The organism is Streptacidiphilus sp. EB103A, from assembly GCF_041261405.1.
Classification (GTDB): domain Bacteria; phylum Actinomycetota; class Actinomycetes; order Streptomycetales; family Streptomycetaceae; genus Streptacidiphilus.
In genome coordinates, this window is record NZ_JBGCAQ010000006.1 from 91,783 (window position 1) to 116,080 (window position 24,298).

Annotated in this window: 32 protein-coding genes; all 32 read left to right on the forward strand. The window is 71.1% G+C overall.

Going from position 1 to position 24,298, the window contains the following annotated elements; genetic code table 11:
* Positions 1–276 precede the first annotated feature (276 nt).
* The 32 genes from ABH941_RS11445 (at position 277) to ABH941_RS11600 (ending at position 24,290) form a co-directional block, all read left to right on the forward strand.
* Complete coding sequence (locus tag ABH941_RS11445) at positions 277–708, forward strand: hypothetical protein (RefSeq protein ID WP_370128797.1); 432 nt, start codon at positions 277–279, stop codon at positions 706–708.
* A 12-nt stretch (positions 709–720) separates the two neighbouring features.
* Positions 721–1,113, forward strand: coding sequence for a hypothetical protein (locus ABH941_RS11450; RefSeq protein ID WP_370128798.1), 393 nt, complete (start codon positions 721–723; stop codon positions 1,111–1,113).
* Entirely contained in the window at positions 1,110–1,364 is a 255-nt protein-coding gene (locus ABH941_RS11455; protein ID WP_370128799.1) for a hypothetical protein, read from the forward strand. The genes ABH941_RS11450 and ABH941_RS11455 overlap by 4 nt, the downstream gene beginning before the upstream one ends.
* Positions 1,365–1,371: 7 nt before the next feature.
* The gene (locus ABH941_RS11460) at positions 1,372–2,007 is read left to right on the forward strand and encodes a hypothetical protein (RefSeq protein ID WP_370128801.1); all 636 of its coding nucleotides are present in this window, start codon (positions 1,372–1,374) and stop codon (positions 2,005–2,007) included.
* Between the two features lie 82 nt (positions 2,008–2,089).
* Positions 2,090–2,290, forward strand: coding sequence for a hypothetical protein (locus ABH941_RS11465; protein ID WP_370128802.1), 201 nt, complete (start codon positions 2,090–2,092; stop codon positions 2,288–2,290).
* Entirely contained in the window at positions 2,290–3,189 is a 900-nt protein-coding gene (locus ABH941_RS11470) for a DUF2637 domain-containing protein (protein ID WP_370128803.1), read from the forward strand. The genes ABH941_RS11465 and ABH941_RS11470 overlap by 1 nt, the downstream gene beginning before the upstream one ends.
* On the forward strand, positions 3,186–3,722 hold the full coding sequence (locus tag ABH941_RS11475) for a hypothetical protein (protein ID WP_370128804.1): 537 nt from the start codon (positions 3,186–3,188) through the stop codon (positions 3,720–3,722). Before ABH941_RS11470 ends, ABH941_RS11475 begins: the two co-directional genes overlap by 4 nt.
* A complete protein-coding gene (locus tag ABH941_RS11480; RefSeq protein ID WP_370128805.1) occupies positions 3,719–4,315 on the forward strand; it encodes a hypothetical protein in 597 nt (198 codons plus the stop codon). Before ABH941_RS11475 ends, ABH941_RS11480 begins: the two co-directional genes overlap by 4 nt.
* Positions 4,316–4,647: 332 nt before the next feature.
* Positions 4,648–5,361, forward strand: coding sequence for a site-specific DNA-methyltransferase (locus tag ABH941_RS11485; protein ID WP_370128806.1), 714 nt, complete (start codon positions 4,648–4,650; stop codon positions 5,359–5,361).
* 222 nt (positions 5,362–5,583) lie between these two features.
* The gene (locus tag ABH941_RS11490) at positions 5,584–5,922 is read left to right on the forward strand and encodes an HNH endonuclease signature motif containing protein (protein ID WP_370128807.1); all 339 of its coding nucleotides are present in this window, start codon (positions 5,584–5,586) and stop codon (positions 5,920–5,922) included.
* Positions 5,923–5,924: 2 nt separating this feature from the next.
* Complete coding sequence (locus tag ABH941_RS11495; protein ID WP_370128808.1) at positions 5,925–6,146, forward strand: hypothetical protein; 222 nt, start codon at positions 5,925–5,927, stop codon at positions 6,144–6,146.
* 9 nt (positions 6,147–6,155) lie between these two features.
* Entirely contained in the window at positions 6,156–6,377 is a 222-nt protein-coding gene (locus tag ABH941_RS11500; protein ID WP_370128809.1) for a hypothetical protein, read from the forward strand.
* A 126-nt stretch (positions 6,378–6,503) separates the two neighbouring features.
* Positions 6,504–7,016, forward strand: a complete 513-nt coding sequence (locus ABH941_RS11505; RefSeq protein ID WP_370128810.1) for a P27 family phage terminase small subunit — start codon at positions 6,504–6,506, stop codon at positions 7,014–7,016.
* On the forward strand, positions 6,973–8,607 hold the full coding sequence (locus ABH941_RS11510; protein WP_370128811.1) for a hypothetical protein: 1,635 nt from the start codon (positions 6,973–6,975) through the stop codon (positions 8,605–8,607). Before ABH941_RS11505 ends, ABH941_RS11510 begins: the two co-directional genes overlap by 44 nt.
* Positions 8,604–8,828 carry a hypothetical protein gene (locus tag ABH941_RS11515; RefSeq protein WP_370128812.1) on the forward strand — a complete coding sequence of 75 codons (225 nt, stop codon included), beginning with the start codon at positions 8,604–8,606 and terminating at the stop codon, positions 8,826–8,828. The genes ABH941_RS11510 and ABH941_RS11515 overlap by 4 nt, the downstream gene beginning before the upstream one ends.
* Positions 8,828–10,024 carry a phage portal protein gene (locus tag ABH941_RS11520; protein WP_370128814.1) on the forward strand — a complete coding sequence of 399 codons (1,197 nt, stop codon included), beginning with the start codon at positions 8,828–8,830 and terminating at the stop codon, positions 10,022–10,024. Before ABH941_RS11515 ends, ABH941_RS11520 begins: the two co-directional genes overlap by 1 nt.
* 10 nt (positions 10,025–10,034) lie before the next feature.
* Positions 10,035–11,330: an HK97 family phage prohead protease gene (locus ABH941_RS11525; protein ID WP_370128815.1), complete on the forward strand. Its 1,296-nt coding sequence runs from the start codon at positions 10,035–10,037 to the stop codon at positions 11,328–11,330.
* 177 nt (positions 11,331–11,507) lie between these two features.
* Entirely contained in the window at positions 11,508–13,241 is a 1,734-nt protein-coding gene (locus ABH941_RS11530; RefSeq protein ID WP_370128816.1) for a phage major capsid protein, read from the forward strand.
* A 1-nt stretch (position 13,242) separates the two neighbouring features.
* Positions 13,243–13,887, forward strand: a complete 645-nt coding sequence (locus ABH941_RS11535; protein WP_370128817.1) for a hypothetical protein — start codon at positions 13,243–13,245, stop codon at positions 13,885–13,887.
* Between the two features lie 77 nt (positions 13,888–13,964).
* Positions 13,965–14,174, forward strand: coding sequence for a hypothetical protein (locus ABH941_RS11540; protein ID WP_370128818.1), 210 nt, complete (start codon positions 13,965–13,967; stop codon positions 14,172–14,174).
* Entirely contained in the window at positions 14,171–14,455 is a 285-nt protein-coding gene (locus ABH941_RS11545; RefSeq protein WP_370128819.1) for a hypothetical protein, read from the forward strand. The genes ABH941_RS11540 and ABH941_RS11545 overlap by 4 nt, the downstream gene beginning before the upstream one ends.
* Positions 14,439–14,780 carry a hypothetical protein gene (locus ABH941_RS11550; protein ID WP_370128820.1) on the forward strand — a complete coding sequence of 114 codons (342 nt, stop codon included), beginning with the start codon at positions 14,439–14,441 and terminating at the stop codon, positions 14,778–14,780. Before ABH941_RS11545 ends, ABH941_RS11550 begins: the two co-directional genes overlap by 17 nt.
* Before the next feature lie 3 nt (positions 14,781–14,783).
* Positions 14,784–15,251 (forward strand): hypothetical protein, encoded by a 468-nt coding sequence (locus tag ABH941_RS11555; protein ID WP_370128821.1) that lies wholly within the window; start codon positions 14,784–14,786, stop codon positions 15,249–15,251.
* A gap of 14 nt (positions 15,252–15,265) precedes the next feature.
* Positions 15,266–16,132, forward strand: coding sequence for a hypothetical protein (locus tag ABH941_RS11560; protein WP_370128822.1), 867 nt, complete (start codon positions 15,266–15,268; stop codon positions 16,130–16,132).
* Positions 16,129–16,314 (forward strand): hypothetical protein, encoded by a 186-nt coding sequence (locus ABH941_RS11565; protein WP_370128823.1) that lies wholly within the window; start codon positions 16,129–16,131, stop codon positions 16,312–16,314. The genes ABH941_RS11560 and ABH941_RS11565 overlap by 4 nt, the downstream gene beginning before the upstream one ends.
* Positions 16,311–16,805, forward strand: coding sequence for a hypothetical protein (locus ABH941_RS11570; protein WP_370128824.1), 495 nt, complete (start codon positions 16,311–16,313; stop codon positions 16,803–16,805). The genes ABH941_RS11565 and ABH941_RS11570 overlap by 4 nt, the downstream gene beginning before the upstream one ends.
* Before the next feature lie 9 nt (positions 16,806–16,814).
* Positions 16,815–17,120 carry a hypothetical protein gene (locus ABH941_RS11575; RefSeq protein WP_370128825.1) on the forward strand — a complete coding sequence of 102 codons (306 nt, stop codon included), beginning with the start codon at positions 16,815–16,817 and terminating at the stop codon, positions 17,118–17,120.
* Positions 17,117–18,244: a hypothetical protein gene (locus ABH941_RS11580; RefSeq protein WP_370128826.1), complete on the forward strand. Its 1,128-nt coding sequence runs from the start codon at positions 17,117–17,119 to the stop codon at positions 18,242–18,244. The genes ABH941_RS11575 and ABH941_RS11580 overlap by 4 nt, the downstream gene beginning before the upstream one ends.
* Positions 18,244–18,804: a hypothetical protein gene (locus ABH941_RS11585; protein ID WP_370128827.1), complete on the forward strand. Its 561-nt coding sequence runs from the start codon at positions 18,244–18,246 to the stop codon at positions 18,802–18,804. Before ABH941_RS11580 ends, ABH941_RS11585 begins: the two co-directional genes overlap by 1 nt.
* A 19-nt stretch (positions 18,805–18,823) precedes the next feature.
* Positions 18,824–19,294 (forward strand): hypothetical protein, encoded by a 471-nt coding sequence (locus ABH941_RS11590; protein WP_370128828.1) that lies wholly within the window; start codon positions 18,824–18,826, stop codon positions 19,292–19,294.
* A 78-nt stretch (positions 19,295–19,372) separates the two neighbouring features.
* Entirely contained in the window at positions 19,373–22,057 is a 2,685-nt protein-coding gene (locus ABH941_RS11595) for a phage tail tape measure protein (protein ID WP_370128829.1), read from the forward strand.
* Between the two features lies 1 nt (position 22,058).
* Positions 22,059–24,290, forward strand: a complete 2,232-nt coding sequence (locus ABH941_RS11600) for a hypothetical protein (RefSeq protein WP_370128830.1) — start codon at positions 22,059–22,061, stop codon at positions 24,288–24,290.
* Positions 24,291–24,298: the final 8 nt, after the last annotated feature.

Below are 24,298 nucleotides of genomic sequence, written 5' to 3' on the forward strand. Positions count from 1 at the left end.
CACGGGGAGACGTTCTACAGGATGCCGGCCGCCTCCCGGCACCGCCGCGGTGAGGAGCCAGGGGGTGCAGATTCTGCACCGGTGCAGGATCTGCACCGGTGCGAAAACTGCACCCCGGGGGGTGCAGAATCTGCACCGGTGGGGGTGCAGATATTGCACCGGGGGGGTGCAGAATCTGCACCCCATAACGCAGTTAACGCAGTAGAACGCAGAGGGAACGCAGAGAGAGAGGGTGGCGGGCGTCCGAAGCCCGCGCCACGTGCGGCCGCACCGCCGGTGGCTCTCGCTCTGATCCCCTCCGACTGGCAGCCCACCATCCACGACGTGCGCACCGCCCAGGCGGCCCGCACCACGGCGTTCCAGCCCACCCTGACCGGCGCCCAGCTCGCCGAGGTCACCCGCAAGTTCGTCCGACGCCAGATGAGCGACCGCCGCGCGCTGCCCTCCGACGCCTGGGGAACCCGGTGGCAGGAATGGGCCGAGCGCGAGCGCCCCACCGACACCGGCCAGCCCGCCCTGCTCCTGGGCCTGGCCGGCGGCCTCAGCAACCTCCCGGTCTGGGCACACGAGCAACCGCCCGCCGGCATCCCGCGAACGGTGCCAACACCACGGCGCCGACCCGTCTGCCCGGGCTGCGAGCGCCCGTTCGCCGACGACGGCAGCGGGCTGTGCCGCACCTGCCGCGAACCGACCACCGAAACCGCCTGAGAGGAGGAACCGATGGGCACCATCTCGCCCTACGGCCTGGGCACCTGCCACAACTGCGACGCCCCGGTGCGCTGGGCCACCACCGAGGCCGGCAAGCAGCAGGCCCTGAACCCCGAGCCGGACGAGGCCGGCAACGTCGCCGCCAGGCTCGGCATGGGCCCGGGCTGGTGGGCCCGGGTCCCAACCACAGAGCGGCCCCGGACGCCGATGGAGCGGCGGTTCATGCCCCACGCCGCCACCTGCGGACGCCCACCCCTGCCGATCCCGCCACCACGCCCAGCCCCACCCGCCCAGGCCCGGCCGACGCCGCTGCAGGAGGCCCTGCCGCTGCAGCCGCCCCCTGAACTGCCGCCCGGCGTCACTTCCCTGGCCCGCCACCGACTCACCCGCAAGGACGGCCGATGATCGCGTACACCGTGCCCGCCGCCGTCCTGGCCATGGCCGCCCTGTTCGCCTGGCTCGGCCGCCACCACCGGCGGGCACAAGCCCGCGCCGATCTCCGCGAGGTCCGCGCCCGCATCCGTGCTCAGACGCGCGCCGGCATCGCTGACGATGTCGCCGCCATGAGCTACGCGGCCATCACCTGGGAGCTCATCGGCATCTGCCAGGCCAGCGCCGCAGCCGAACGCACCAACCACCCGACTACCACGGAGTAACCCGAAGATGAGCACCCGTGATCCGCGCCGGTTCCTGGCCGGCATCCTGCACAAGAGTTTCACCGCCCAGACCACCGACAACCTGCTGACCGCCTACAGCGACCAGGTCCTCGCCCAGGCCGCCCCGCAGCACACGGTGCTGGCCGAGATCGCCGCCGAACGCGCCCGCCAGGACCAGACCTTCGGCGAACAGAACCACCCCGACGGCACCGGCAGCCTCACCCAGATCTTCAACATGGACAACATCCGTGCCGGAGTCGAACGGGCTGCCGCCGAAGGACGCCAGGTCTGGGCGAACGTCCTCGGCGAAGAGGTTGCCGAGGTCTTGGCCGAGTCCGACCCCACCGCGCTGCGGGTCGAGCTGGTCCAGGTCGCCGCCGTCGCGGTCGCCTGGATCGAGGCCATCGACCGCCGCCAGGCCGCCGGCCAGGTCCCGCTGCCGGACTGGGACACGGTCCCGTATGCCGTCGAGGGATTCGCACCGACGGCACAGCAGATCGCCGCCGTCCGCGCCGCACGCCTGCCCGGACACGACGCGCCCGGGACCTACCTGACCGCCGGCATGGTCAACCAGGCCATCAACCACCTGCGCGCCATCGCCAGGGTCAGCGTCAGCACGCCCGGCGAGCGCAGCGCCACCTGACCAACCCTCAGCCCGTACACCAAGCGGGCCGGAACCGGGGATCACAGCCCCGGCCCGGCCCTTGACCAGGAGACAAGACTCCATGATCCAGCAGCATGTTATCGCCGACCCCGGGCCTGACCAGGGCGGGGTGAAGATCCGCCTGATCGACACCCCGGCCAACGTCCAACTCGCGATCCTGCGCCTGCGCCAGGCCTTCTCCGCCCTGGACGACATCAGCCCCGAACGCCCCTGCCGCGGACTGTCCGGCAAGGTCCGCGTCTACGTCACGGCGAGGTTCTGATGACCCGTCGCACCGACGCCCAGACCGTCCTGGCCATCGCCGCGGCCGCCGTCACCATCGCCCTGACCGCCGCGGCATTCTGGCTCAGCTACGAGCACCTCCACGACACCGCCGCGCAACACGGCCTGCACGACCAGGCCCGCGCCTGGGTCTGGCCGGCCACAGTCGACGGTTTCATCATCGTGGGCGAGATCCTGGTCCTGCGCGCCTCCCTGGCCCACCGCGTGGACCCGGTGGCCATCGCGCTGACCGCCGTCGGATCGCTCGGCTCCATCGTGCTGAACGTCGTCGGGACCGGAGCGCATCTGCCCCGGCTGGACTACGTCGTCTCCGCGATCCCGCCCAGCGCCGCCTTGCTCGCGTTCGGCGCGCTCATGCGACAGCTGCACGCCTACCTCACCGCACCCGACGCCGTACCCGCCCTGCCCGGGCCCGGGTACACCGCGCCGCTGACCAACTGGCAGCCCTGGCAAGGCCTGTACCCGCTGCAGCCCGCCGCCGGACCCAGGCACGCCCGCACCGGCGCCAACGGCGCCGCTGTACCCGCCCCTGTACCCGGCGCGTACCCGCCCGCCGACCAGGGCGGACTTCCCACCGCCATCGACCTGCTCGCCGGCAACCTGCGCCCCGCGAACGGCGCTGTACCCGCCGCGCGTACCCGGGTACACGCCACGCTGCCCTACGTACCCGAGGACGACCCGATAGAGCCCGATCCCGACCCCGATCCGGCCGCGGCGACCTCTGACGAGGTCCTCGCCGAGCAGCTGCGTGCCAGCTTCGCCGAGCTGCTCGGCCAGGGACGCGTTCCGGCGATCCGGGCGATCCGCAGCGAGCTCGGCATCGGCCAAGCGCGCGCCCAGCGCCTGCAGCGCCTCCTGGCGGACGGAGCAGGCCAGTGACGACCCACCACCTCACCGCCGGCGGCGCGCTGATCGGCCTGCTCGCCGTCGCCTCAGTTCTAGTCCCCTGGTATCGCCGCTTCGGCCGCAAAGCCCCCAAGGACGGCCAGAAGACCGGCGGGAAGGGCCGCAACTTCGCCTATCTCGGCCCGTTCGCCTGGACGTTCGTCGAGGGCGTGCTCACCAGCCTCGCCACCGGCGGCCTCATGGGCAAAACCGCCTACGCCATCTCCGCCGGCAGCAACACCCTCGGGAACAAGCTCCTCAGCTCCCTGGCCGGAGCAACCGGGCCCGGCGTGAACCGCATCGGCATCGCCCAGCTCACCCCCGGCGGCTCCGTGATGCTCATCATCATGCTGCTCGGCCTGGGCCTGTGGTTCTGGGGCTCCAGCCGCGGCGTGAAGCTGCAGATGCTCATGGGCCTGGTCGGCGGCGTCACCCTGGGCCCCACCGCCGGAATCGCCGGCATCACGGGCGTCATCATCAGCCCGATCGTCAACACCTTCGGAGGATGGCTGGTGGGCAGCGCATGACCAGCGACCAGATCAAAGACCAGCTCAAGGGCGCCGAAGCGCACTTCGCCAGGGCCTTCAACGGCGTCTTCCAACTCGGCGCCCGGGCCTGGCACTGGCCCTGGGAAGCCAAGGCCGGCCGCGCCACCATCCGCCGCCTGGCCGCGCTCGGCGGCGGCGGCTGGTCGCTGTGGCGACTGGGCAACCAGTGGCACTGGATCTGGGCCGCAGCCCTCGCCGCCGCGATCCTCACCGCCTACCTCACCGCTGACCAGACCGAGCCCGCCATCGAGGACCAGGCCGAGGAACAGGCCGAGCGCACGCCCGAGGAAATCGTGCTGCAGCTGGTCGTCGACCTCATCGACAACGCCCCCGGCATCCACCTCGACACCCTGCTCGCACAACTCCGCGAAGTCCCCCAGTGGGCCGCCATGACCCGCGACGATCTGCGCCTGGTCCTGGACGCCGCCGGCTGCCCCATCCGACGCAAGCTCAGGGTCGGCGACCGCACCGGCATCGCCGGCGTCCACCGCGACGACGCCCACACCGCCCTGCAGGCCCTCTCCGAGGACGACACACCACTCCCCCCGCCAGGCCTCGACCCCGACCTGTAGCCACGGGTGTAGCCGCAGGTCGTAGCACCTGCGGCTACCCCCGTAGGCCCCGTGTAGCAGCCCTGTTGAACCCCACGTAGACCACCTGTAGGAGCCAACCATGTCCACCCTGCTGCGCCTCGCCGCGGCCCTGCGCCTGTACGCCATCTGCCCCGGCTGCGGCTTCTGGTACGACACCGACAAGTCGCACGCCTGCTACCCCTGCTGACCCCGAGGCCGGCCAGACACCAACTGGCCGGCCTCGACCATGAATCGAACAGACGAGCTAGCGAAGCGATCAACGGCGAGAGACCCTTGGAAGATCAGCCATCCAATCCTCGGGGGACGTCTCCATGCCAACCTGGACCCTCCACACCGCCGACGCCCTCACCGCGCTCACCCAGCTGCCCACCGGCTCCGTGAACGCCACCATCACCGACCCCCCGTACAACTCCGGCGGCCGCACCGCCAACGACCGCACCGGCTCCGCCCGCGACAAGTACGTCTCCGGCGACGCCAAGCACCAACTGCCCGACTTCGCCGGCGAATCCCGCGACCAACGCGGCTACCTCGCCTGGATGACCCTGGTCCTCACCCAGTGCCTGCGCGCCACCGCCACCGGCGGACCGCTGCTCCTGTTCACCGACTGGCGCCAACTGCCCGTCAACAGCGACGCGCTGCAGGCGGCCGGCTGGGTCTGGCGCGGCATCGTCCCGTGGAACAAGCCGATCGCCCGCCCGTCCAAGGGCGGATTTCGCCGCAGTTGCGAATACATCCTGTGGGCCACCAACGGCCCCGTCGACGCCGCCGCCAACCCCATCTACCTGCCGGGCCTGTTCACCGCATCCCAGCCCCGCGGCAACAAGCGCCACCACATCACCCAGAAGCCCGACGAGCTCATGGCCGAACTGGTCCGCATCTGCGTCCCCGGCGGAACCGTCCTCGACCCGTTCGCCGGATCCGGAGCAACCGGCGTCGCCGCCCTCCGGGCCGGCCGCCAGTTCATCGGCATGGAACTGACCGACCGCTACGCCGAAGTGGCACGCACCCGCCTCGACGCCGCCTGACGTCGGTGGGGCCGGCCCCGCATGTCGGGCCGACCCCACCGTTCCGCGCCCGCCGCCGCCAGGCCAGCAAGCGGGCCGCACCTCGACGGTAGAACCCGCACGGACTTCGCACAAGCATTCGATTCGCGGGTTCGACCGCCCGCACGGATCCGAGTGCATTCGGCCTGATCAACACGACGCTCAGTGATTACGATCAAACGGTCACCCAGCAAGGGGGCGGCGATGCCGAAGCGGTTCTGCCTCAAGTGCAAGACCCTGTTCGCCACCACCGGCGGACAGAGCTACTGCCCACCCTGCGGCGCCGACATCACCGCACGGATGAACCGCCGACCCAAGCCCAACACCACCAGCCGCGGCCTCGGCTGGGCACACCAGCAACGAGTACGCCAGGAGATCGACCCCGCCGCCGCCTGCTGGATGTGCGGCAAACCCGGCACCGATTCGGATCCCATCACCGCCGACCACCAGACACCCCGAGCCCAAGGCGGCAGCGATTCACCGCTGCGCCCGGCTCACCGTTCCTGCAACAGCAGGCGCGGTGCCCAGCAGAAAAGGACATGACCATGGCCGTCCGTGCCAAGTTCCGCTGCCAGAGCGTCCAGTCGTTCGGCACAGCGCTGCCCGCCAACATCGCCTTCTCCGCCGTGGCCGACGCCAGCACGCCGGAGAACGAGCGCTTCACCCGGTACACCCCCAGCGGCCAGCTCACCCTGACCGTCGACAACCCGGCCGTCACCTTCACCCCCGGCGCGGACTACTACCTCGACATCACCCCCGCCGAGTAGGACCAGGCCGTGACCGAGCAGGCCACCACACCAGCACTCACCGAGATCGGTCTCAGCGCCTGCCCGGGATCGGAGTCGTGCGCAATCCAGGACAGCCACGTGCACCGCCTGTACGACGGCAGCCCGGTCTTCGCTAGCGGGTGGCTCATCGACCTGACCGCCGGCTACGTGGCCGTGGAGCTGGTCCCGGCCCGGGTGCGGCGGCCGAAGCGCCGCAAGCGGCGCCGCTGATGCCCGAATTGGGCGAGTTGATCTTTTTAGCAAGATCATCTTCCTGACCCCGCGCCCTTGGCCCCCTTTTTGCGTGGTACCAAGCGATCCGATTTTTTCCGCACCCTCGTTCGGGAGGAGGACCCGGTGCCCCGGACCAAGAAGCCCGCCGGCGCTGCCATCGACAAGCGCAACGGCCGCAAGGCCGAGCTGGTGGCCGTCGCCGGCGCGCGCCTGGACCTGCCCGCGCCTCCCGAGGGCGTCGAGTGGTGCACCGACGCGGTCCAGGCCTGGGAGCGCTACTGGCAGGACTCGGTCACCCAGGCCCTGACCCCGGCCGACGACGTCCTGGTGCTGCGCTGGCTCGAATCGCTGAACCGCTACCTGATCCTGTCCCGCCAGGCCGACCGGTCACCGCTGACGGTCGGCTCCACCGGGCAGGACGTCCTCAACCCGCTCTACAAGGCGGCCGAGCTCGCGCTGAAAGTGGTCATCGCCTGCGAGCGGCAGCTGGGCATCGGCCCGGCCCACCGCGCCTCGCTGGGCATCGCGCTGCTGGTCGAGAAGAAGACCCTGGCCGGCATGAACGCCTCCTACGCGATGCTGGAGGTGACCCGTGGCGAGGAGGACGACCCCCGCATCGGACGTCTCGACCGCTGACCGGTGCGTCGAGTGCGGTTGGGCCCCGGCACCGGGCCAACTGTGGCCCACCTACGGCGCCCTGGGCGTGCGCTGGATCCAGGAGAACCTGATCCTGGCCGAGGGCGACAGCTTCGGGAAGCCGTTCCTGCTGCGTCAGGACCAGAAGGCCTTCATCTGGCGCTGGTACGAGTACTGCCCCAGCTGCGACATCTGGCGCTACGAGGAGGCGCTTCGCGGCGCGGCCCGCGGGGACGGCAAGACGGCGCTGATCGCCGCCCTGGGCGTGCTGGAGTTCGGCGGCCCGCCGCAGCTGGCCCCGGTCAGCCCCAACGTGGTCATCGCCGCGGCCGCCATGGACCAGGCGAACATCCTGTACTCGGCGGCCGCCACGATGATGGGCGGCCGGGACCAGGACGTCGAGGAGGCGCCGCTGTGCGGGTTCTTCGAGGTCTACGACGAGGAGACCACGCTGCGCGACGGGCGCCCGGGCCGCCTGTTCCGCACCGCGACCGCCGCCGGCACCAACCAGGGCGGCCAGCCCACCCTGTTCCTGGGCGACGAGCTGCACGAGTTCGGCGACACCGGCAGCCCCAAGGCCCGCTTCCACGACGTCCTGACCAAATCGACGTCCAAGCGCACGCTTACCTACCGAATCCCCCTGGAATCCGGGGAAATCCGCGAGGTTCGGCGCGGTCCCGGACGCGTCATCAGCCTGTCCACGGCCGGCGATGACCTCGATCACTCCTACCTGGGCAAGAAGTACAAGCGCGGCCTGCGCGAACGGCACCAGCAGGAGCCCACGAAGTTCCTGTTCGACTGGCGCGAGGCCCGCCCGGGCCTGGACTACACCCGCCCCGAGGACCGCGCCATCGCCTGCCGGGACGCCTCCGGTGCCGCCGACGTGATCTGGTCGGTGGCCAAGCGGGTGAGGGACTGGGACAAGGAGGAGACCCGCCACTCGGACTGGCGCCGGTACTTCGCCAACGAGTGGGTCGACGTCGCCGACGAAAGCTGGCTGTCGGACCACCCGGGCGCCTGGGACGCCTGCCGCGGCACCTGGACCCTGACCGGCACCGAACCCGCCGTCCTGGCCGTGGACATGGCCCTGAAGCACGACTCGGTGGCCGTCACCGAGGCCCGGGCCCTGCCAGACGGACGCTTCGCGGTCACCGCCAAGATCTGGTATCCGAGCGACGGCAACATCAACCACATCGAGGTCTTCGAGTGGATCGCCACCCGCGCCGGCGAACTGGGGACCAGCTTCGAGGGCCTGGTCTATGACCCCAGGTTCTTCCAACTGCCCGCCCTGGAGCTGGAAGAGAAGGGCTACCAGGTCATCGAGATGCCGCAGTCCCCTGAGCGCATGGCCCCGGCCGTCGGCCTGACCTACGACCTGATCCTGTCCGGCGGCATCGTCCACGACGGCGACCCCGACCTCGGCGCCCAGGTCAAAGCCGCGGTCAAGCGGCCCTCGGAGCGCGGATTCACGCTGTCCAAGGGCCGCAGCAAGAAACACATCGACGCCGCCGTGTCGATGAGCATGGGCGTGTGGACGCTGGCCGAGCTCTCCGGCCAGAACGATGCGAGCGCAACGGAGTCGATCTGGTGATCAGAACCAAATGGCGTGCGTTCCTCGGAGCGCTGGCGGCCGCAGCGGGCCATACTTTGCGCATCAGCAGGTCAGCGGCCCGCTACCTGCCCGGCTGGGCCGGAGCCGGCCTGATCACCTGGGGAGCGGCCATGATCTACCTGCCCGTCGGTGTCATCATCGGCGGCGGCTTCCTGCTCGCCGCCGACGCCCTGATCCCCCGTCACCGCGGCGGCGCCTGATGGCCGTCTGGTTCCGGCGGCCGCCGAACGGTGCGCGCGAGCGCCGCTCGTTGACGTTCATCGCCCCGCCGATCGGCGCGCACATCCAGGCCGCCGAGGACTACGCCGCCGGCAGCGTCGAGGGCGCCATGCGGCACGCGGTGGTGTGGAAGTGCGTGCGCCTGGTCTCCGACGTGCTCGGCGGCATGACGCCCATGGTCTACCGCGGCGAGCGCGCGGTGCCCGGCTCGGTGCGCCTGCCCGCGCCCGGGATCCTGACCAAGCCGATGGCCAGCGCCGACATCTGCGACTACGTCTACATGGGCACCACCTCGGCGCTGCTGCGCGGGAACATCTACGGCGAGATCCTCGAGGTCGACTCCACCGGCTTCCCCGCACAGATCGAGCTGCAGCACCCCGACCGCTGCGACGTGAAGGTCGACGACAAGGGCCGGGTGAAGTACAAGTACGGGAACCGCACGATCGAGCCGCACGCGGTCTGGCACCAGATGGCCTACCGGATGCCCGGCGCGCACAAGGGCCTGTCGCCGATCAGCTACGCCATGTCGATGGTCCGTCAGAGTTCGGCTGCCCAGCGGTTCGCCACCGACTGGTTTGATGCCGGGGGCCATCCCACGGGCGTCATCACCAATGCGAACACCAAGAAGCTGGTCGACCAGGGCGACGCCACGACGATCAAGAACCGTTTCCTGGCCGCGACCAGGTCGCGCGAGGTGGTGGTGATGGGCGGCGGCTGGGACTACACGGAGATCAAGATCTCGCCGGAGGAGTCGCAGTTCCTGGCCACCCAGAAGTACACCGGCGCGCAGATCTGCGGGTTCTTCGGCGTGCCCCCCGAGCTGGTCGGCGAGGCCTCCGAGGGCTCGGCCATCACCTACGCCAACATCGAGGGCCGCTCGATCGACTTCGAGAAGTACGGCCTGGCGGGCTGGATCTCGCGCTGGGAGCGCTGGCTGGGAGCGCTGACCCCGCGCGGCCAGTACGTCGCCCTGGACACCACGAAGCTGCTGCGGGCCGACACCCTGACCCGCTACCAGGCCATCCACATGATGGTCGCCGCCCGCATCATCACCCAGGACGAGGCCCGCGCGATGCTCCTGGAACTCCCGCCGCTCACCGCGGAACAGCTGGCGATGATCGACAAGCTGGTCCTGCCCACCCCGCCGCCGGTCGGCTCCCCGAAGATCGGTTCCTAGGAGGTACGCCATGCCCGACACCCGCACTGGCCGCGCCGTGGTGGCCACCCCGATCGAGCTGCTGCGCGAGCGCCGCGACGCCATGCGCGGCCAGCGCCAGCGCCGGGCCCAGCCCGTGCCGGCCACCTTCGAGTTCCGCGCCAACCCGTCCTCGGCCTCGGGCCAGACGTTCAGCTTCAGCGGCTACGCGGCCACGTTCGAGCAGCCCTTCGAGATGTGGGACATGTGGGGGGACCAGTACACCGAGGTCCTGGACTCCCGCGCCTGCACCCGGACTCTGGCGAACCAGGCCGACGTGCAGTTCCTGATCGGGCACGACGTCGCCGGCATCCCCCTGGCGCGCACCCGCTCGGGCACCATGACGCTCTCTGCGGACACCACCGGGCTGCACGTCGACGCCCCCTCGCTGGACGGCCGCTCCCCGCAGGTCCAGTCCCTGGCCTCGGCCATGGAGCGCGGTGACATGGACGAGATGTCGATCGGGTTCATCGCGCTGGGCCAGCAGTGGTCCCCGGACTACATGGAGCGGCGGATCACCGAGGTCTCGCTGCACCGCGGCGACGTCTCCATCGTGTGCTGGGCCGCGAACCCGAACGCTGCCGGCGCGACCCTCACCACCGCGCTGCCCGTCAGCGAGGCCGGCGCCCTGGCCGCGGGAGGCCCGCGCGAGGCGCGCACCCCCACCGCCCCGTACACCGCCAAGCCCGGCGAAGAGGCCGAGTGCCCGCAGTGCCACTCCATGAACGACCCGGCGGCCGCGTACTGCGACCAGTGCGGCACCGCGGTCCAGGCCACCGCCACCGCGGCGGCCGCCGAGGAATCTCTCACCCAGCGCTGCCCCTGCGGCAGTTGGAACGCGGACGACGCGAAGTTCTGCAGCAGCTGCGGAGCGAACATCTCCAGCGACCAGGACGCCGACAACGGCGGCCGCGGCAACGGCGCCAGTGACGCCGGGTACGGCTACGGCTGGCGGGCCGGCCAGCGCCCGGGCGCCGAGCGGCGCGCGCTGCCGGCCGACGGCGACCAGGCCGACTTCTCCGGCAAGCCCGCCCACGACCCGGACTCCCACGGCGACGGCTCGCCGCAGTGCCCGGACCCCAACTGCGGTGCCGCGAACGCGGCGGACGCGGGGTACTGCGACCAGTGCGGCGGCCTGCTCTACGACCAGGGCGGCCTGGTCGCCTCCGTCGGCTCCATGGACGACGTGGTCTCCGACGCCTCGGGGATCGTCGAGGAGGACGACGAACAGGCCCTGGCCGCCGTTCGGGCCCGGGTGCGGGTGCTCGCACTCTCAGCGCGTTCCTGACGTACAGCGCCGTGACCTCGGTGCTAGCCTGATGAACTGATCGACTGTTTGGCCGGATGACTCGGAGCACTCGCGCCGCTCGACCCCGACCCCCGCCGGAACCTGGGGGCACGACTCGGGCCCGCGACCCGCCACCACTCCTACGGCTACGTCACCCATCGACGTAGAGGAGTGGCTGTGCCCACTGCTGTGGCAAACCCCCTTGAGGAGCTCCGCGCCCGGCGCGAGGCCCTGCTGGGCGAGATGCAGACCCTGTCCCGGACCACCGGGCTGACCCCCGAACAGCGCACCGAGTTCGACGGCATGGACGCCCGCATCACCGAGATGGACACGGAGATCGAGCTTCGCGTCCGCCAGGCCGAGCGTGAGGAGCGCGCGGCCGCCGCCCGGGCCGCGTCCGGCAACACCGGCATCGCCGCCGAGAACGAGCGCCGCTCCGGATCCGGCTGGACGGTCGGCGAAGAGCCCACCGTGTACGGCCGCGAGTCCGGGCACAGTTACTTCCTGGACATGGCCCGGGTCTCGGCCAAGCAGGGCCGCGGTGACGGCGGTGTCGAGGCCTCCGAATCGCGTCTGGCCCGGCACACCGTCGAGCTGCGCACCGACATGCAGGGCCGTGCCGAGCGGCGCGCGGCCGCCGCCCAGCGCGCCTTCGAGCAGGCCCACGAGACCGGTACCCCGGCCGAGCGCCGCGCCGGGGCCCGGGCCATGGCGCTGATGCAGCGCGAGGGCGTCTCCCCGTTCGAGAAGCGCGCGCTGACCCGCACCGACGGCGCCGGCGGCTATCTGGTCCCGCCGCTGTGGCTCATCGACGAGCTGGTGCCCTACCTGCGCGCGGGCCGGGACTTCGCGGACCTGTGGCGGGGTATGCCGCTGCCGGCCGGCACCGACTCCATCAACATCCCGCGGATCACCGTGGGCACCGCGACCGGACCGCAGGTCGCCGACGGCGGCACGGTCAACGGCCGCGACATGTCGGACGCGTTCGTCAACGGCCGCGTGATGACCATCGCCGGCCAGGAGGACGTCGGCCTGCAACTGCTGGACCAGTCCCCGGTCGCCTTCGACGAGCTGATCTTCGAGGACCTGGCCGCCGACTACAACAGTCAGCTGTCCGGGCAGTGCTTCGTCGGCTCCGGCGCCGCCGGGCAGCTGCCCGGGATCTGGCCGGCCGGCGTCATCAGCAACGCCAACGGGATCTACATCCCGAACACCAACAACGTCGCGGCCCAGACCTGGACCAACGGCGGCGGCGCCACCCCGACGGTCAACGGCTCCGTGTTCCAGGCCTCGGGACAGATGCTGTCCCTGATCGCCCGCACCCGGCTGCGTCCCCCCACGCACTGGGTCTGGCACCCCTGGCTCTGGTACTACCTGCTCACCCAGGTCGACCAGTCCGGCCGCCCCCTGGTCGTACCGGGCACCCCGAACAACATCGGCTACAACCAGGCCGCCGTCGACGACGACGGCCCCGTAGCCTCGGGCCCCGTCGGCTGGTACCAGGGCCTGCCGGTCATCCTGGACCCCAACGTCCCGGTCAGCTTCCCCGCGTCGGGTGGCACCAACCCGCAGATCACCACCGTCTCCGCCGGGCAGTTCGCGCCCGCCGCCGGCTCCGGGGTGTTCACCCCGATGGTGGTCGGGCTGTGGAACGACCTGTTCCTGTGGGAGGGCGACCTGCGCACCCGCGCCCTGACCGAGGTCCTGAGCGGAAACCTCCAGGTGAGGTTCCAGCTGTACAACTACGTCGCCGCGATCCCCAACCGGTACCAGGCCTACACCGCCGTACAGACCGGCGCCGGCCCCACCACCGTGGCTACCGCGGGCTCGGCCGTCTCGTACTCCACCCTCACCCAGTACTCCGCCACGCCCGCCAACAGCGTGCTCAACATGATGAGTCAGGGGTTCTGACATGGATCTCTCCGGCGGCCGCTACGCGGACTACAACGAGGAATGGCTGCTCGACGGGCAGCCCAACCCGCCCTACCGCCGCAGCATCTCGCGCGGCGACATCAACACCGCCGCCGTCACCGGCGCGGCCACCCAGGTCCCGTACGTGGTCGCCGTGCCCGCGCAGGTCGGCGACGTCATCAACTACGTCACCTTCGGCATCGGCACCCTGGCCGGCACCCCCGGCGCCACGTCGTTCGTCGTGGTCTACTCCGCGATGCCGACCGCCGCAGCGGCCGCCACCGTCCTGGGCGTGTCCGCGGTCACAACGTTCACCGCGAACGCCAACAAGATCCTCCTGTCCGCGCCGGTCGTCGTCGCACCCACCGTCGGCACCCCGCAGAACGCCGTCGCCTCGACCTTGGGCAACGGGCCCGTCGTACTCGGCGTGGCCATCGTCGAGACCTGGACCACCACCGGTTCCCTGTTCGACGCCATGGCCGGCGGCGCGGCCGCGTTCAAGGGCCTGCTGACCGGCCAGCTCCCGCTGGTCACCAAGCTCCCCACGCTCGGCGGGACCCCTCCCGCCGTCGGCACCAGCTCCGGTACCACGATCACCGCCCCGGCCACCGGCCTGGTGCCGTACGTGGTCCTGAGCCGGTCCTGAACCTGTGTCGGGTCCGGTAGGGCACTGCCGGACCCGACACAGCACCACCCCATCCCCCTGTGCCCAGGAGGCCACCCATGTGGAACGACCCGAGCCAGCCCCATGGCCTGGTGTGCCTGCCCTGCGTCATCGAGCGCAAGCAGGCCGAACAGGCCAGCACCCCGCAGGCCGAACTGCCCAAGATGCGCCCCGCGATCACCCTGCTGCAGGGCGCCGTGCCGCACTGCTACGAGCACATCGCCATCCAGCACCAGTCCCCGCTCATGGTGCCCGGGCGGCCGGGATGAAGCCGGCCCAGCCGCTACCGACCGAGGGCCCGCCCTCGGACGTCCTGCGGCGTCTGCAGCGCGAGCTGTGGTTCGCGCGTGACGCCGGCGAGACCCGGCGCGTGCAGGACCTCACCCGGCAGATCGGCCAACTGCGCACGCAGGCCACACCCGAGGCCCCGCAGCGCGAGGACACCGCGGCCGCCGACCCCCGCCGCGAGACCACCCGTAAGACCGCCGCACCCCGCAAGACCGCAGCCCGCAAGCCCAAGCCAAGGAGTTCCCGTGTCCCTCGCCAGTAAGCTCCTCTCCGTCCTGGACGAGTTCCGTACCGTCATCGCCTCCCAGGTCAACTCCGGCCAGCTGGTGACCATCGACGGCCACATCGACGCCGTCGCCGCCCACGTCGAGACCGACGTCGCCGCCGCCGACACCAAGGCCAAGGAGGTCCTGGGCGCGCTCTACGACGCCCTGCACGGCGACGGCGCCCCGGACGCGCCGGCCACGCCCGTCGACGCCACGCCCGCGCCAGTTGCCGACCCGGCCCCGGTCCTCCAGGAGCCGGCCCCTGTTGAGGCCGCGGCCGCGCCGGTCGAGGCCGCTGTGTCCGAGACCCCCGCGAGCTGACCTGTGCCGAACTTCCTGGTCGCCACCACCACGGCAACGCTGGTTGCCTCAACCGCGTACACCGCCCTTGAGCTGCGGCCGCCCGCGGGCGTCGCCGCCAAGATCGTCAAGTGGTGGGTCGACTTCAACTCGGCGACGTCCACGGACAAGCCGGTCCTGGTGCAGGCCGGGAAGTTCAGCGCCGCGGTCACCACGGCGACAGCCGCCAACCCGACGCCGCTGTCGTTCATCGGCTCCGACACCACGGCGTCCACCGCGGCCAGCGTCCTCACCACCGCCGAGGGCGCCGGGACAGCCAGCGGCCAGGTGGAGAGCCACTACGTACTGCCCCAGGGCGGCATGTACGTGGCCTGGGAGACCGACGACACCGCGCTGTGGGTGGCCCCCGGCACCTTCTACCGGATCCGGCTGACTCCTGGATCCGCCCTCACCACCACGACCGCCAACGTCGGCGCGGTCTGGATCGAATAGGAAGGAGGACGGCTGTGCCTTACGACCTGGGCGGCGTGGCCGTCCTCAGCTACACGGCGTACGACACCGGCGGCAACCCGGCCGCGCCCGCGGCCATCAGCCTGACGGTCACCCAGCCGGACGGCACCACCGCCTCCCCGGTGCCGCAGCTGGTCAGTGTCGGGGTCTACCAGGCGTTCTTCCAGACCGTCCAGCCCGGGCGGCACACCTTCCGCTGGCTGGCCACCGGCACCCCGGGCCCAGGGGTCGGTGTCGGCGCCACAGCCGACCAGTTCGACGCGCTGCCCGCCCTGGCCGGCACCGTCCTGTCGCAGGCCGACTGCCTGCAGGCCCTGAAGCTGATCGGCAGCACCGACACCAACCTGCTGTCGGAAGTGGCCGCCTACAACGCGGCGGTCACCTTCGTGCTCGAAAAGCAGTGCGGGCCGATCGTCGTGCAGCAGGTCACCGAGCGCTACCTGGAGTCCGGGGAGAGCGAGGTCATCATGCTGCGGCGGATACCGGTGTTCCAGCCGGCCGCCCAGCCGTACCCGATCCTGTCGATCACCCCGGTCCTGACCTATGGCCTGACCTGGGACCTGTCGCTGCTGACCGTCAACAAGGCCGACGGCACCCTGCGGCATGTGGCCGGGCTGCCGTTCTGGAACGGCCCGTACGACATCGCGTACTGGTGCGGGCGCCCGGTCGTGCCGCCCAACATCCTCCTAGCTGCGCGGATCATCCTGCGGCACCTGTGGGCCCTGGAGCGCGGCGGCGCCGGCGCCAACTCCCAGGGCTACGCCTCGGACGACGTGACCATGCTCTACGGCTACGCGATCCCCAACCGCGCCCTGGAAATCCTCGACGGCCCCGGCACCCGCGACCCCGGAGGCATCGCATGATCGCCTGGCTCAACCACTGGCTGGTCACCGACTGGTGGATCCCGTCCTGGCCGAACATCTTCGCGCCCAGCGCCCCGACCCTGCTCGGCGTGCTGTGGGGCCACCTGCGCCTCAAGGCCCACGTCACCGCCCACAGCACGACCCACTGCCCGGGCTGCCACTGCGCAGGTGAGCCGACGTGACCATCACCACCAGCAGCATGGCCGCGGCCATCGACTACCTGGTCACCGCCTGCAGCAACGCTTTCGGCACCACCGCGCACGTCTTCGACGGCCCGCCGATCGGCGACACCGCGCTGGTGCTGGACGACCGGATCTGGATCGGCTACTCGCCGATCAGCGCCGGCCTGGCGGCCGCCAACGGCACCCAGGACTTCGCCGCCCTGGGCGCCCGCTCCCGCAACGAGACCTACAGCGTCCTGTGTGCGGTCGAGCACTGGTCCGGCGCCACCGACATGCGGCCCCTGCGGGACGGCGCGTTCGTGCTGCTGCGCCAGGTCGAGACGCTGCTGCGCGGCACCGGCGGCACCCCGGGCGACTGCACGCTGGGCGGCGCGGTGCTGTTCGCGCAGCTGGCGGGGGGCCTGGAGCTCCACCAGGCGCAGACCCCGGACGGCGCCTCCGTCCTGATCCAGTTCTACGTCCAGTGCCGCGCCCGGCTCACCGTCAGCTAGGAGACCCAGATGGCCCAGTTCCGCAACGACTTCGGCGAGGAGCGCGTAGTGCCCACCCTGGGCTACGTCGCCATCGCGGCCGGCGACACCGTCACGGTGCCCGACGACGAATGGCACCACTGGGAGGCCGGCGGCTGGACGGCGCTGGACCCCGACCCGCGCCCGGCGCCCGAGCCGGAAGCCGTGCCCGGGGCCTCGCCCGGCGCGGTACAGCCCACGCCGCCCGCGCCCGCGCCGCAGCCTGCAGCGGTCGCACCGCCCGTACCCGCCGCGGCCAGCACCACGGCGCCTGCCGACCCTGAGGACGTGCGATGACCATCACCACCGTCGGCGCCGGCATCGGCTCCTCCCTGGCCCTGGTCCCCGAGACCGGGTTCGCTACGGTCCTCGCGTCCCCGGCCTGGACCTGGTACGAGCCCAACACCGTGGTCCCCAAGAAGGTCAAGACCACCAAGCAGAGCTCGGGCATGGCGGCCGGGCGCATGGTCGACGTCTCCAACCGGCGCGTGGTCGTCGAGCGCGCGGCAACCGTCGACTTCCCCCTGGACTGGTGCCAGAACTCGCACATGACCACGCTGCTGAACCAGATCAGCAGCACCTACGCGGCCGGCGCCGCGGGCCTGCAGACCGCCGGCACCGGCATCTGGTCCGCCGGCGCCCGGCTGACCCCCGGCGCACCCGTCTACGCCTACACCCACACGTTCCGCAACTCCATCGCCGGACGCTCGGCCGCGATGCAGATCGGGATCCCCACCGTCGACGGCGTCCTGCGCCAGTACGACGCGCTGGGCGCCAAGCCGACCAAGTTCGCGTTCTCCGTCAAGGCCGGCGAGCTGCTGACGTGCGCGACGTCCTGGGATGCCCGCTACCTGGCGGACCCGCTGATCGACACCTCCTACCCGACGTACCCGGGTTCGGCCCTGACGCAGACCCCCTACACCCAGGCCACCCCGAGCTACGCGGCCGCGATCCCGTGGGACTTCGCCAACGCGCAGGTCCAGATCGGAACCAGCGCGGCCACCGCATCGGCCGCGGCCGCCGTGGACGGCGTCACGTCCCTGGACTGGTCCGCGGACCGGAAGATGAAGACCAACCGCCAGTACTTCGGCAACGCGGGACTGAAGGACGAGCAGGTCACCAACGCCGAGGTCGCGATCAGCGGCACGCTCATGTCGGACTTCCTGAACAAGACGTACTTCGCCGACGCGTTCTACTCCGACACGCCGCTGACGGTCATCCTCACGTTCACCGCCACCGGGGTCCTGTCCGCGACCGGCGTCGCGCTGCAGGTCGTGCTGAACAACGTCTTCCTCAACGGCGACTCGCCTGCCGCCGCATCGAAGGAGGTCGTCAACACCTCTTTCCCGTTCGTCGCTTTGTGGGACCTGGCCAACGAGCCGCTGACGATGATCCTGCAGACCACGGACGCGACCGTCTGATGGCCGTGCGCATCGAGGGAGCCGCTCACATCGCCGCGCTGGCCCAGCAGTTGAAGGGCGCGGACAAGGTCGTGCGCCAGGAGCTCGGCAAGGGACTGCGCGCCGGCGCGAAACCGGTCGTCGCCCAGATCCGGGCCGCGGTCAAGCAGGACGGCGGCGGCACCCGCGGCGCCGGCGCCAGGGCCCGCGCCGCGCACCGGCTCTCGCGCTCCCGGAGCAAGCGGGCCACGGCCGCCGCCTCGGCGGAGAAGCGCTCCGGGCTGCGGGCCACGATCGCGGCCGCCACCGGCAGCAGCGTGAGCGTGGGCCCGGACCGGGCCAACCTGACCTTCCGCATGCGGTCCTCCCAACTGCCCCCGTCGCAGGTGACGCTGGGCAAGCGCTGGAACATGGCCCGCGGCTGGCGGCACCCCGTGTTCGGCCACGGCACCTGGGTCCAGCAGAACGGACACCCCTACTTCGACGTGACGATCAAGGCCAACGAAGGGCTGCTCGCCGCCAGTACCGAGGCGGCCCTGCGGACCGCGATCGAGACCATCCAGGCCGGACACCTCCCGTAACCGAAAGGACCCCACCGCGATGCTCCAGTTCCAGCTCGACGGCACCACGCACGAGTACGACGACAAGCGCCTGATGTTCAACGAGGCGATGGAGATCCAGAAGGCGTGCGGGCTCAACGCCAAGGACTTCAACAACGAGTTGGTCGCCGGGGACAGCCTCGCCTACGCCGCGGTGTTCTGGCTCGCGACGCTGCGCTCGATCGTGGCCGCGCAGGGCTGCACGCTCAAGGACGCCGTCGCCCAGCTGCCCTTCGAGACCTGGAACCCCGACCTGGGCGAGGCCCTGGCCACGATGAAGCGGGTGGAGCCCGCGGACCCTACCGAACCGGCCCCGGCCCCGGCGGCGGGTCCGGATGGCTCGACGGCGCCCACGTCCCCCGCCACGTCCGAGCCGCAGCCGCAGGCGAGTCCCACGCCGACACCCGGGACCGCTACCTCGGACTCTTCTCCCACCTCCTCGGCATCCGCCCCTGGGAGTGGGACCACCTGACGCTGGCCGAGGCCGAGGCCCTGATCCGCTGGGTCGACAACCACAACACCCCCAAGAGCTGAAAGGAGGCCTCCCCGCATGGGCACAACAGACCTGATCTTCCGCGTCCTAGCCCTGGAGGAGGCCACCAAGACGTTCGAGAAGGTCTCGCTCGGCGCGGCGAGGATGGCCGGCAGCGTCGAGGAGAGCAACGCCCGGATGGGCCTGTCCGCGGAGGAACGCGCGGCCAAGGAGAAGGCGGCCGCCGAGTCCGGGATGAAACCGATGATGGGCGTCTCCGCGCCCATGCTCGGGGTCGCGGCCGCCGCGGTGGTCATCGGCGCGAAGACCGTGGAGATGGCCAGCAAGTTCGAGGCGTCCGCGGCCACGCTGCAGACCGGCGCGGGCGAGATGTCCAAGAACATGGGCATGGTCAAGAACGGCATGCTCGACCTGGCCGTCCAGACCGGGACCAGCACCGAGCACCTCGTCTCGGGCATGTTCATGATCGAGTCGGCGGGGTTCCACGGCGCGGACGGCCTGAAGGTCCTGACCGCGGCCGCCAAGGGCGCCAAGGTCGGCCACGCGGAACTGGGCACCGAGGCCAACGCCCTGACCGACATCCTGAACGACTACCACATGCCCGCCAGCAGGGCCGCCCAGGCCACGAACATGCTCACCGCCACGGTGGCTTCGGGCAAGACCAACATGGAGGAACTCGGCGCCTCCATGTCCGCCGTGGTCCCCCTGGCGTCCTCGGCGCACGTCGGGTTCGACCAGGTCGCCGGCGCGATGGCCACCATGACCGGCCACGGCATGTCGGCCCAGCAGGCCTCGCAGAACCTCGCGAACACCATCCGCTCCCTGCAGGCGCCCAACGCGGTGGCGGTCAAGGAGATGCAGAACCTGGGCCTGTCCGCGACCGACGTCTCGATGAACCTGGGCAAGAAGGGCCTGACCGGGACCCTGGACGAACTGACCGGCGCCATCACCTCCCACATGGGCCCGGCCGGCACCGTGCTCATGTCCGCGTTCAACGCCTCCAAGGAGGCCTCGAAGAACGCCCAGACCGAGATCGCCACCATGCCCCCCTCGCTGCAGAAGGTCGCCGAGGCCTACCTGCACGGCAGCATGACCAGCAAGGCGTGGAAGACGGACCTGCAGGGCCTGGACCCGATCCAGAAGCACCTGATGCAGCAGTTCGCCCTGACCGCCAAGGGCACCCACTCCTTCAACAGCATGCTCACCGGCGGCGGCCCCGCCGCCCAGACCTACAACGCCGCGCTGGAGAAGATGACCGGCGGCGCCACCGGATTGAACACCTCGCTGATGCTCACCGGCGAGAACTCCGCCACGTTCGCCGCCAACGTCAAGCACATCGGCGAAGCCGGCCGGACCACCGGCGACCAGATCACCGGCTGGTCGACCGTCACCGACACCCTCAGTTTCAAGATGGACCAGGCCAAGCAGGTCGTCGAGACCACCGGCATCAAGATCGGCACCGCGCTGCTGCCCGCGGTCAAGGACCTGGTCGGCGGCTTCACCCTGGTCGCAGCCGGCGCCGGGACCGTCGTGGGCTGGCTGACCCACCACAAGACCGTCGCCGAGGCGCTGGGCATCGGGATCGCCGCCGTCCTGCTGCCCTCGCTATGGGGGGTGGTGACCGCCATGGGCGCGGCCGCCGTCGAGACAGCCATCGCCGCCGCCCCCTTCGTCGCCGTGATCGCCGTCGTGGCCGCCCTGGCCTGGGGCTTCATGGAGCTGGTCCACCACTGGGGCACGGTCGAACACGCGTTCGTCCAGGGCTTCGACTTCGTCAAGGACCACTGGAAGATCTTCGTCGCCGCGCTGCTGCCCGGCGTCGGAATGATCATCGTCGGTGTCACCGAGCTGGTCACCCACTGGAAGCAGGTCCAGCACTTCCTCGGCGACATCTGGCACGACACGGAAGCAGTCTTCGAGGCCGTCTTCGTGGACCCCGCGCTGGCCGCGGTGCACTTCCTGGACCGCGGCTTCACCTCCGGCGTTGGCTTCTTCAATCGGATCTTCACCAAGGACATCCCGGCCTGGTTCCACGACGGCGAGCACGCCCTGGAGGCCGTGTTCGTCACCCCCGCGGTCAACGCGCTGCACCTGCTGGACCGCGGCTTCACCGCCGGCGTCTCCTTCTTCGAGCGGATCTTCACCCGGGACATCCCCGGCTGGCTCGCCACCGGCGCCCACCTGTTCACGGCGATCTTCATCACGCCTGTGGTCAACGCCGTGCACTGGCTGGAGACAGGGTTCCAGAACAGCTTCGGCGCGATCAAGGGCTTCGTGTCGGCCGCGTTCCAGGACGTGATCGGCATCGTCCGCGGCCCGGTCGACGGCGTGATTGGCCTGGTCGACCAGGCCATCGGCTACCTCGACGGCCTGCACGTGTCCATCCCCTCCTGGGTCCCGCTCATCGGCGGCGACTCCTTCGGGGTGTCCATCCCGCAGATTCCGATGCTCGCCGGCGGCGGCCTGGTGATGCCCAAGGCCGGCGGCACCACGGTCACCGTCGCCGAGGCCGGCGCACCCGAGATCGTCACCCCGATCCCCGCCATGCAGGCCGCCATGACCGCCGCCCTCACCACCGCCGGCGGGAGCCACGCCAGCGCAGGGGCGCCGGGGTCCAGCCCGGGCAACCCGCTGTATGCGGTCCTGGACCTGCGCCTGAACGGCGAGCACATCGACCGGATCCTGGTGAAGTTCCTCAAAAGCGGGGGCACCCTGCAGTCCGTCAAGATGGCGGTGGCCTGACATGCCGTACGCCGTCCGTACCCGGGTCCGCCCGCTGCCGCGCCGCCCGAGGCCGCGCGCCCCGCGCCGCTTCGCCTCCGTGGTCCCGGCAGGCACCGGGCAGACCCTCGCCCAGCAGCTGAACGGCTGGGCGGGCACCGCGCAGATCTACATCTCCTTCGACGGCCCGGCCACCATCAACCCGGCCTGGCTGGACGTGACCGGGTTCGTCGACCAGACCGTGGGCATCACCATCAACCCCGGCCGCGCCGACGGCCTGTCCGACGCCAACGCCACCACCTGCAGCCTGACCGTCGACAACACCGACGGCCGCTGGACCCCGGGCAACCCGTCGGGGGTGTGGAACGGGCTGATCCGCAAGGGCTGCTGGCTGCGCGTGGACCTGCTGCCGCTGTCCGGCACCGTGTCCCGGCGCTTCACCGGCTACCTCAACAACCTGCCCACCGTGATCGAGGGGCAGACCGGCAACGTCGCCCTGGGCGCCACCGACAGATTCGGTCCCCTGTCCCAGGCCCCGAAACTCCCCAGCATGATCGTCGCGGAGTGGCTGTCGGACCCGGTCGGCGCGCCGCTGATCACCGGCTACTGGCCGCTGCACGAGCCCGCCGGCGCGACCTACGCCTCCGACATCAGCGGCCAGGCCCCCGCCGGCCGCCAGGCCCTGACGGTGCGCAACTTCAGCGTCAGCCCCGGCAGCGGCATCACCTGGTCCAAGACCCCCGCCCCGGGCTTCGACCAGCAGTCCACCATCGCGTTCACCCCCTCCGGCACAGTGCTGCCGCAGAACGGCGGCGGCAACACCAACGCCCTGTCCAAAGGCAGCTACCTGCAGGGCACCATCCCCCTGGCCGCCATCGCGCACATCACCTGCTGGATCAACACCACCACCGGCAACCAGCCCATCTGGTCCTGGTCCGACCCCACCAGCAACTACGCCTTCGGCATCGACCTGTCCGCCGCCGGCTTCCTGGAGATCTGGCAGGCCCCCCTGTCCGGCAGCAACGGCGGCACCTACGCCCTGAACGCCTTCCAGGGGCCACTGTCCAGGACACCGCTGAACGACGGCGTGTGGCACCAGATCTCCGTGCGGATCCAGACCCCCGCCGCCACCGGGGGCACCTCGTCCTACTACGCCACCATCGTCGACGGCTACCAGACCTTCACCTACTTCGGCAGCAACAACCCCGTCACCGACTTCAGCCCGCCCCCGGCCCAGTCCCGGTTCCTGATCGGCGCCGCCGAGGGCTGGAACGCCGACGTATCCACCAACGCCCTCGCCTTCTACACCGGTTCGATCTCCGACCTGGTGGTGCACCAGTTCGCCGACCACTCCATCAACGTCGACTGGTACAACCCCTGGATCGCCTCCGCCACCGGCCACAGCGGCGACCTGACCGGACTGCGCCTGGCACGCCTGGCCTCCTACGCCGGCCTGGCCACCCCCATGAGCACCTTCCTCCTGCCCGGCAACGGCCTGCCCGCCCAACAGCCCACCACCGGCACCAGCGGCGCCGTCACCGTCGGCACCACCGCGCACCAGTGCGGACCCCAGGCCATCGCCGGCCAGAACCCCCTGGAAACCCTGCGCGTGCCGGCCCGCACCGAGTTCATGCCGCTGTTCGCCGACGCCTACGGCCGCATCACCCTGCAACCCTCCACGCTGCGGCAGAACCCCGTCGCCGCAGTGACCATCGCCGCCGTCGACCTGGACAAGGCCACCGCCTGGGCCGACGACTTCCAGTACGTCAACAACCAAATGGCCATCACCCCAGCCGGACAGGGCCAGGTCACCGTCACCGCCGGCGGCGCCGCCAGCCAGGCCCTGTTCGGCGTCTACGAGGGGACCCTGGCCACCGCCAGCCTCAACGCCGCCGAAGCCGCCTCCCTCGGCGCCGCAGCCATCGGCGGCGGCGCCAACCCGCCCACCCGCCCCGCACCCCTGGCAGTCGAGGCCGGCACCCTGGCGCTGCAGCCCGGCTACGGCGCGGCCTGGTACGACGCGGTGCTCGCGCTGACCGTCTCCGGCCTGATCGCCGTCACCGGCTGGACCCAGCAGTCCCCCTACGGCGCCGGCGGATCCAGCAGCCACATCGTCGAGGGCTGGACCGAGACCATCCAGGCCGGCACCCACCTGTTCGCCTGGTCCACCTCGGCGCCCCAGGGCCCCACCTACCAGCTCGACTCACCCACGCTCGGGCTGCTCGATACGCCCGGCATCACCCTGGCCTACTGAGGAGGACC

Bases quoted from the DNA above. Each gene is read 5' to 3' on its own strand.
- ABH941_RS11450 (WP_370128798.1), top strand. From the start codon at position 721: ATGGGCACCATCTCGCCCTACGGCCTGGGCACCTGCCACAACTGCGAC.
- ABH941_RS11455 (WP_370128799.1), top strand. From the start codon at position 1,110: ATGATCGCGTACACCGTGCCCGCCGCCGTCCTGGCCATGGCCGCCCTG.
- ABH941_RS11460 (WP_370128801.1), top strand. From the start codon at position 1,372: ATGAGCACCCGTGATCCGCGCCGGTTCCTGGCCGGCATCCTGCACAAG.
- ABH941_RS11465 (WP_370128802.1), top strand. From the start codon at position 2,090: ATGATCCAGCAGCATGTTATCGCCGACCCCGGGCCTGACCAGGGCGGG.
- ABH941_RS11470 (WP_370128803.1), top strand. From the start codon at position 2,290: ATGACCCGTCGCACCGACGCCCAGACCGTCCTGGCCATCGCCGCGGCC.
- ABH941_RS11480 (WP_370128805.1), top strand. From the start codon at position 3,719: ATGACCAGCGACCAGATCAAAGACCAGCTCAAGGGCGCCGAAGCGCAC.
- ABH941_RS11485 (WP_370128806.1), top strand. From the start codon at position 4,648: ATGCCAACCTGGACCCTCCACACCGCCGACGCCCTCACCGCGCTCACC.
- ABH941_RS11490 (WP_370128807.1), top strand. From the start codon at position 5,584: ATGCCGAAGCGGTTCTGCCTCAAGTGCAAGACCCTGTTCGCCACCACC.
- ABH941_RS11495 (WP_370128808.1), top strand. From the start codon at position 5,925: ATGGCCGTCCGTGCCAAGTTCCGCTGCCAGAGCGTCCAGTCGTTCGGC.
- ABH941_RS11520 (WP_370128814.1), top strand. From the start codon at position 8,828: ATGGCCGTCTGGTTCCGGCGGCCGCCGAACGGTGCGCGCGAGCGCCGC.
- ABH941_RS11525 (WP_370128815.1), top strand. From the start codon at position 10,035: ATGCCCGACACCCGCACTGGCCGCGCCGTGGTGGCCACCCCGATCGAG.
- ABH941_RS11535 (WP_370128817.1), top strand. From the start codon at position 13,243: ATGGATCTCTCCGGCGGCCGCTACGCGGACTACAACGAGGAATGGCTG.
- ABH941_RS11540 (WP_370128818.1), top strand. From the start codon at position 13,965: ATGTGGAACGACCCGAGCCAGCCCCATGGCCTGGTGTGCCTGCCCTGC.
- ABH941_RS11545 (WP_370128819.1), top strand. From the start codon at position 14,171: ATGAAGCCGGCCCAGCCGCTACCGACCGAGGGCCCGCCCTCGGACGTC.
- ABH941_RS11565 (WP_370128823.1), top strand. From the start codon at position 16,129: ATGATCGCCTGGCTCAACCACTGGCTGGTCACCGACTGGTGGATCCCG.
- ABH941_RS11575 (WP_370128825.1), top strand. From the start codon at position 16,815: ATGGCCCAGTTCCGCAACGACTTCGGCGAGGAGCGCGTAGTGCCCACC.
- ABH941_RS11580 (WP_370128826.1), top strand. From the start codon at position 17,117: ATGACCATCACCACCGTCGGCGCCGGCATCGGCTCCTCCCTGGCCCTG.
- ABH941_RS11585 (WP_370128827.1), top strand. From the start codon at position 18,244: ATGGCCGTGCGCATCGAGGGAGCCGCTCACATCGCCGCGCTGGCCCAG.
- ABH941_RS11590 (WP_370128828.1), top strand. From the start codon at position 18,824: ATGCTCCAGTTCCAGCTCGACGGCACCACGCACGAGTACGACGACAAG.
- ABH941_RS11595 (WP_370128829.1), top strand. From the start codon at position 19,373: ATGGGCACAACAGACCTGATCTTCCGCGTCCTAGCCCTGGAGGAGGCC.
- ABH941_RS11600 (WP_370128830.1), top strand. From the start codon at position 22,059: ATGCCGTACGCCGTCCGTACCCGGGTCCGCCCGCTGCCGCGCCGCCCG.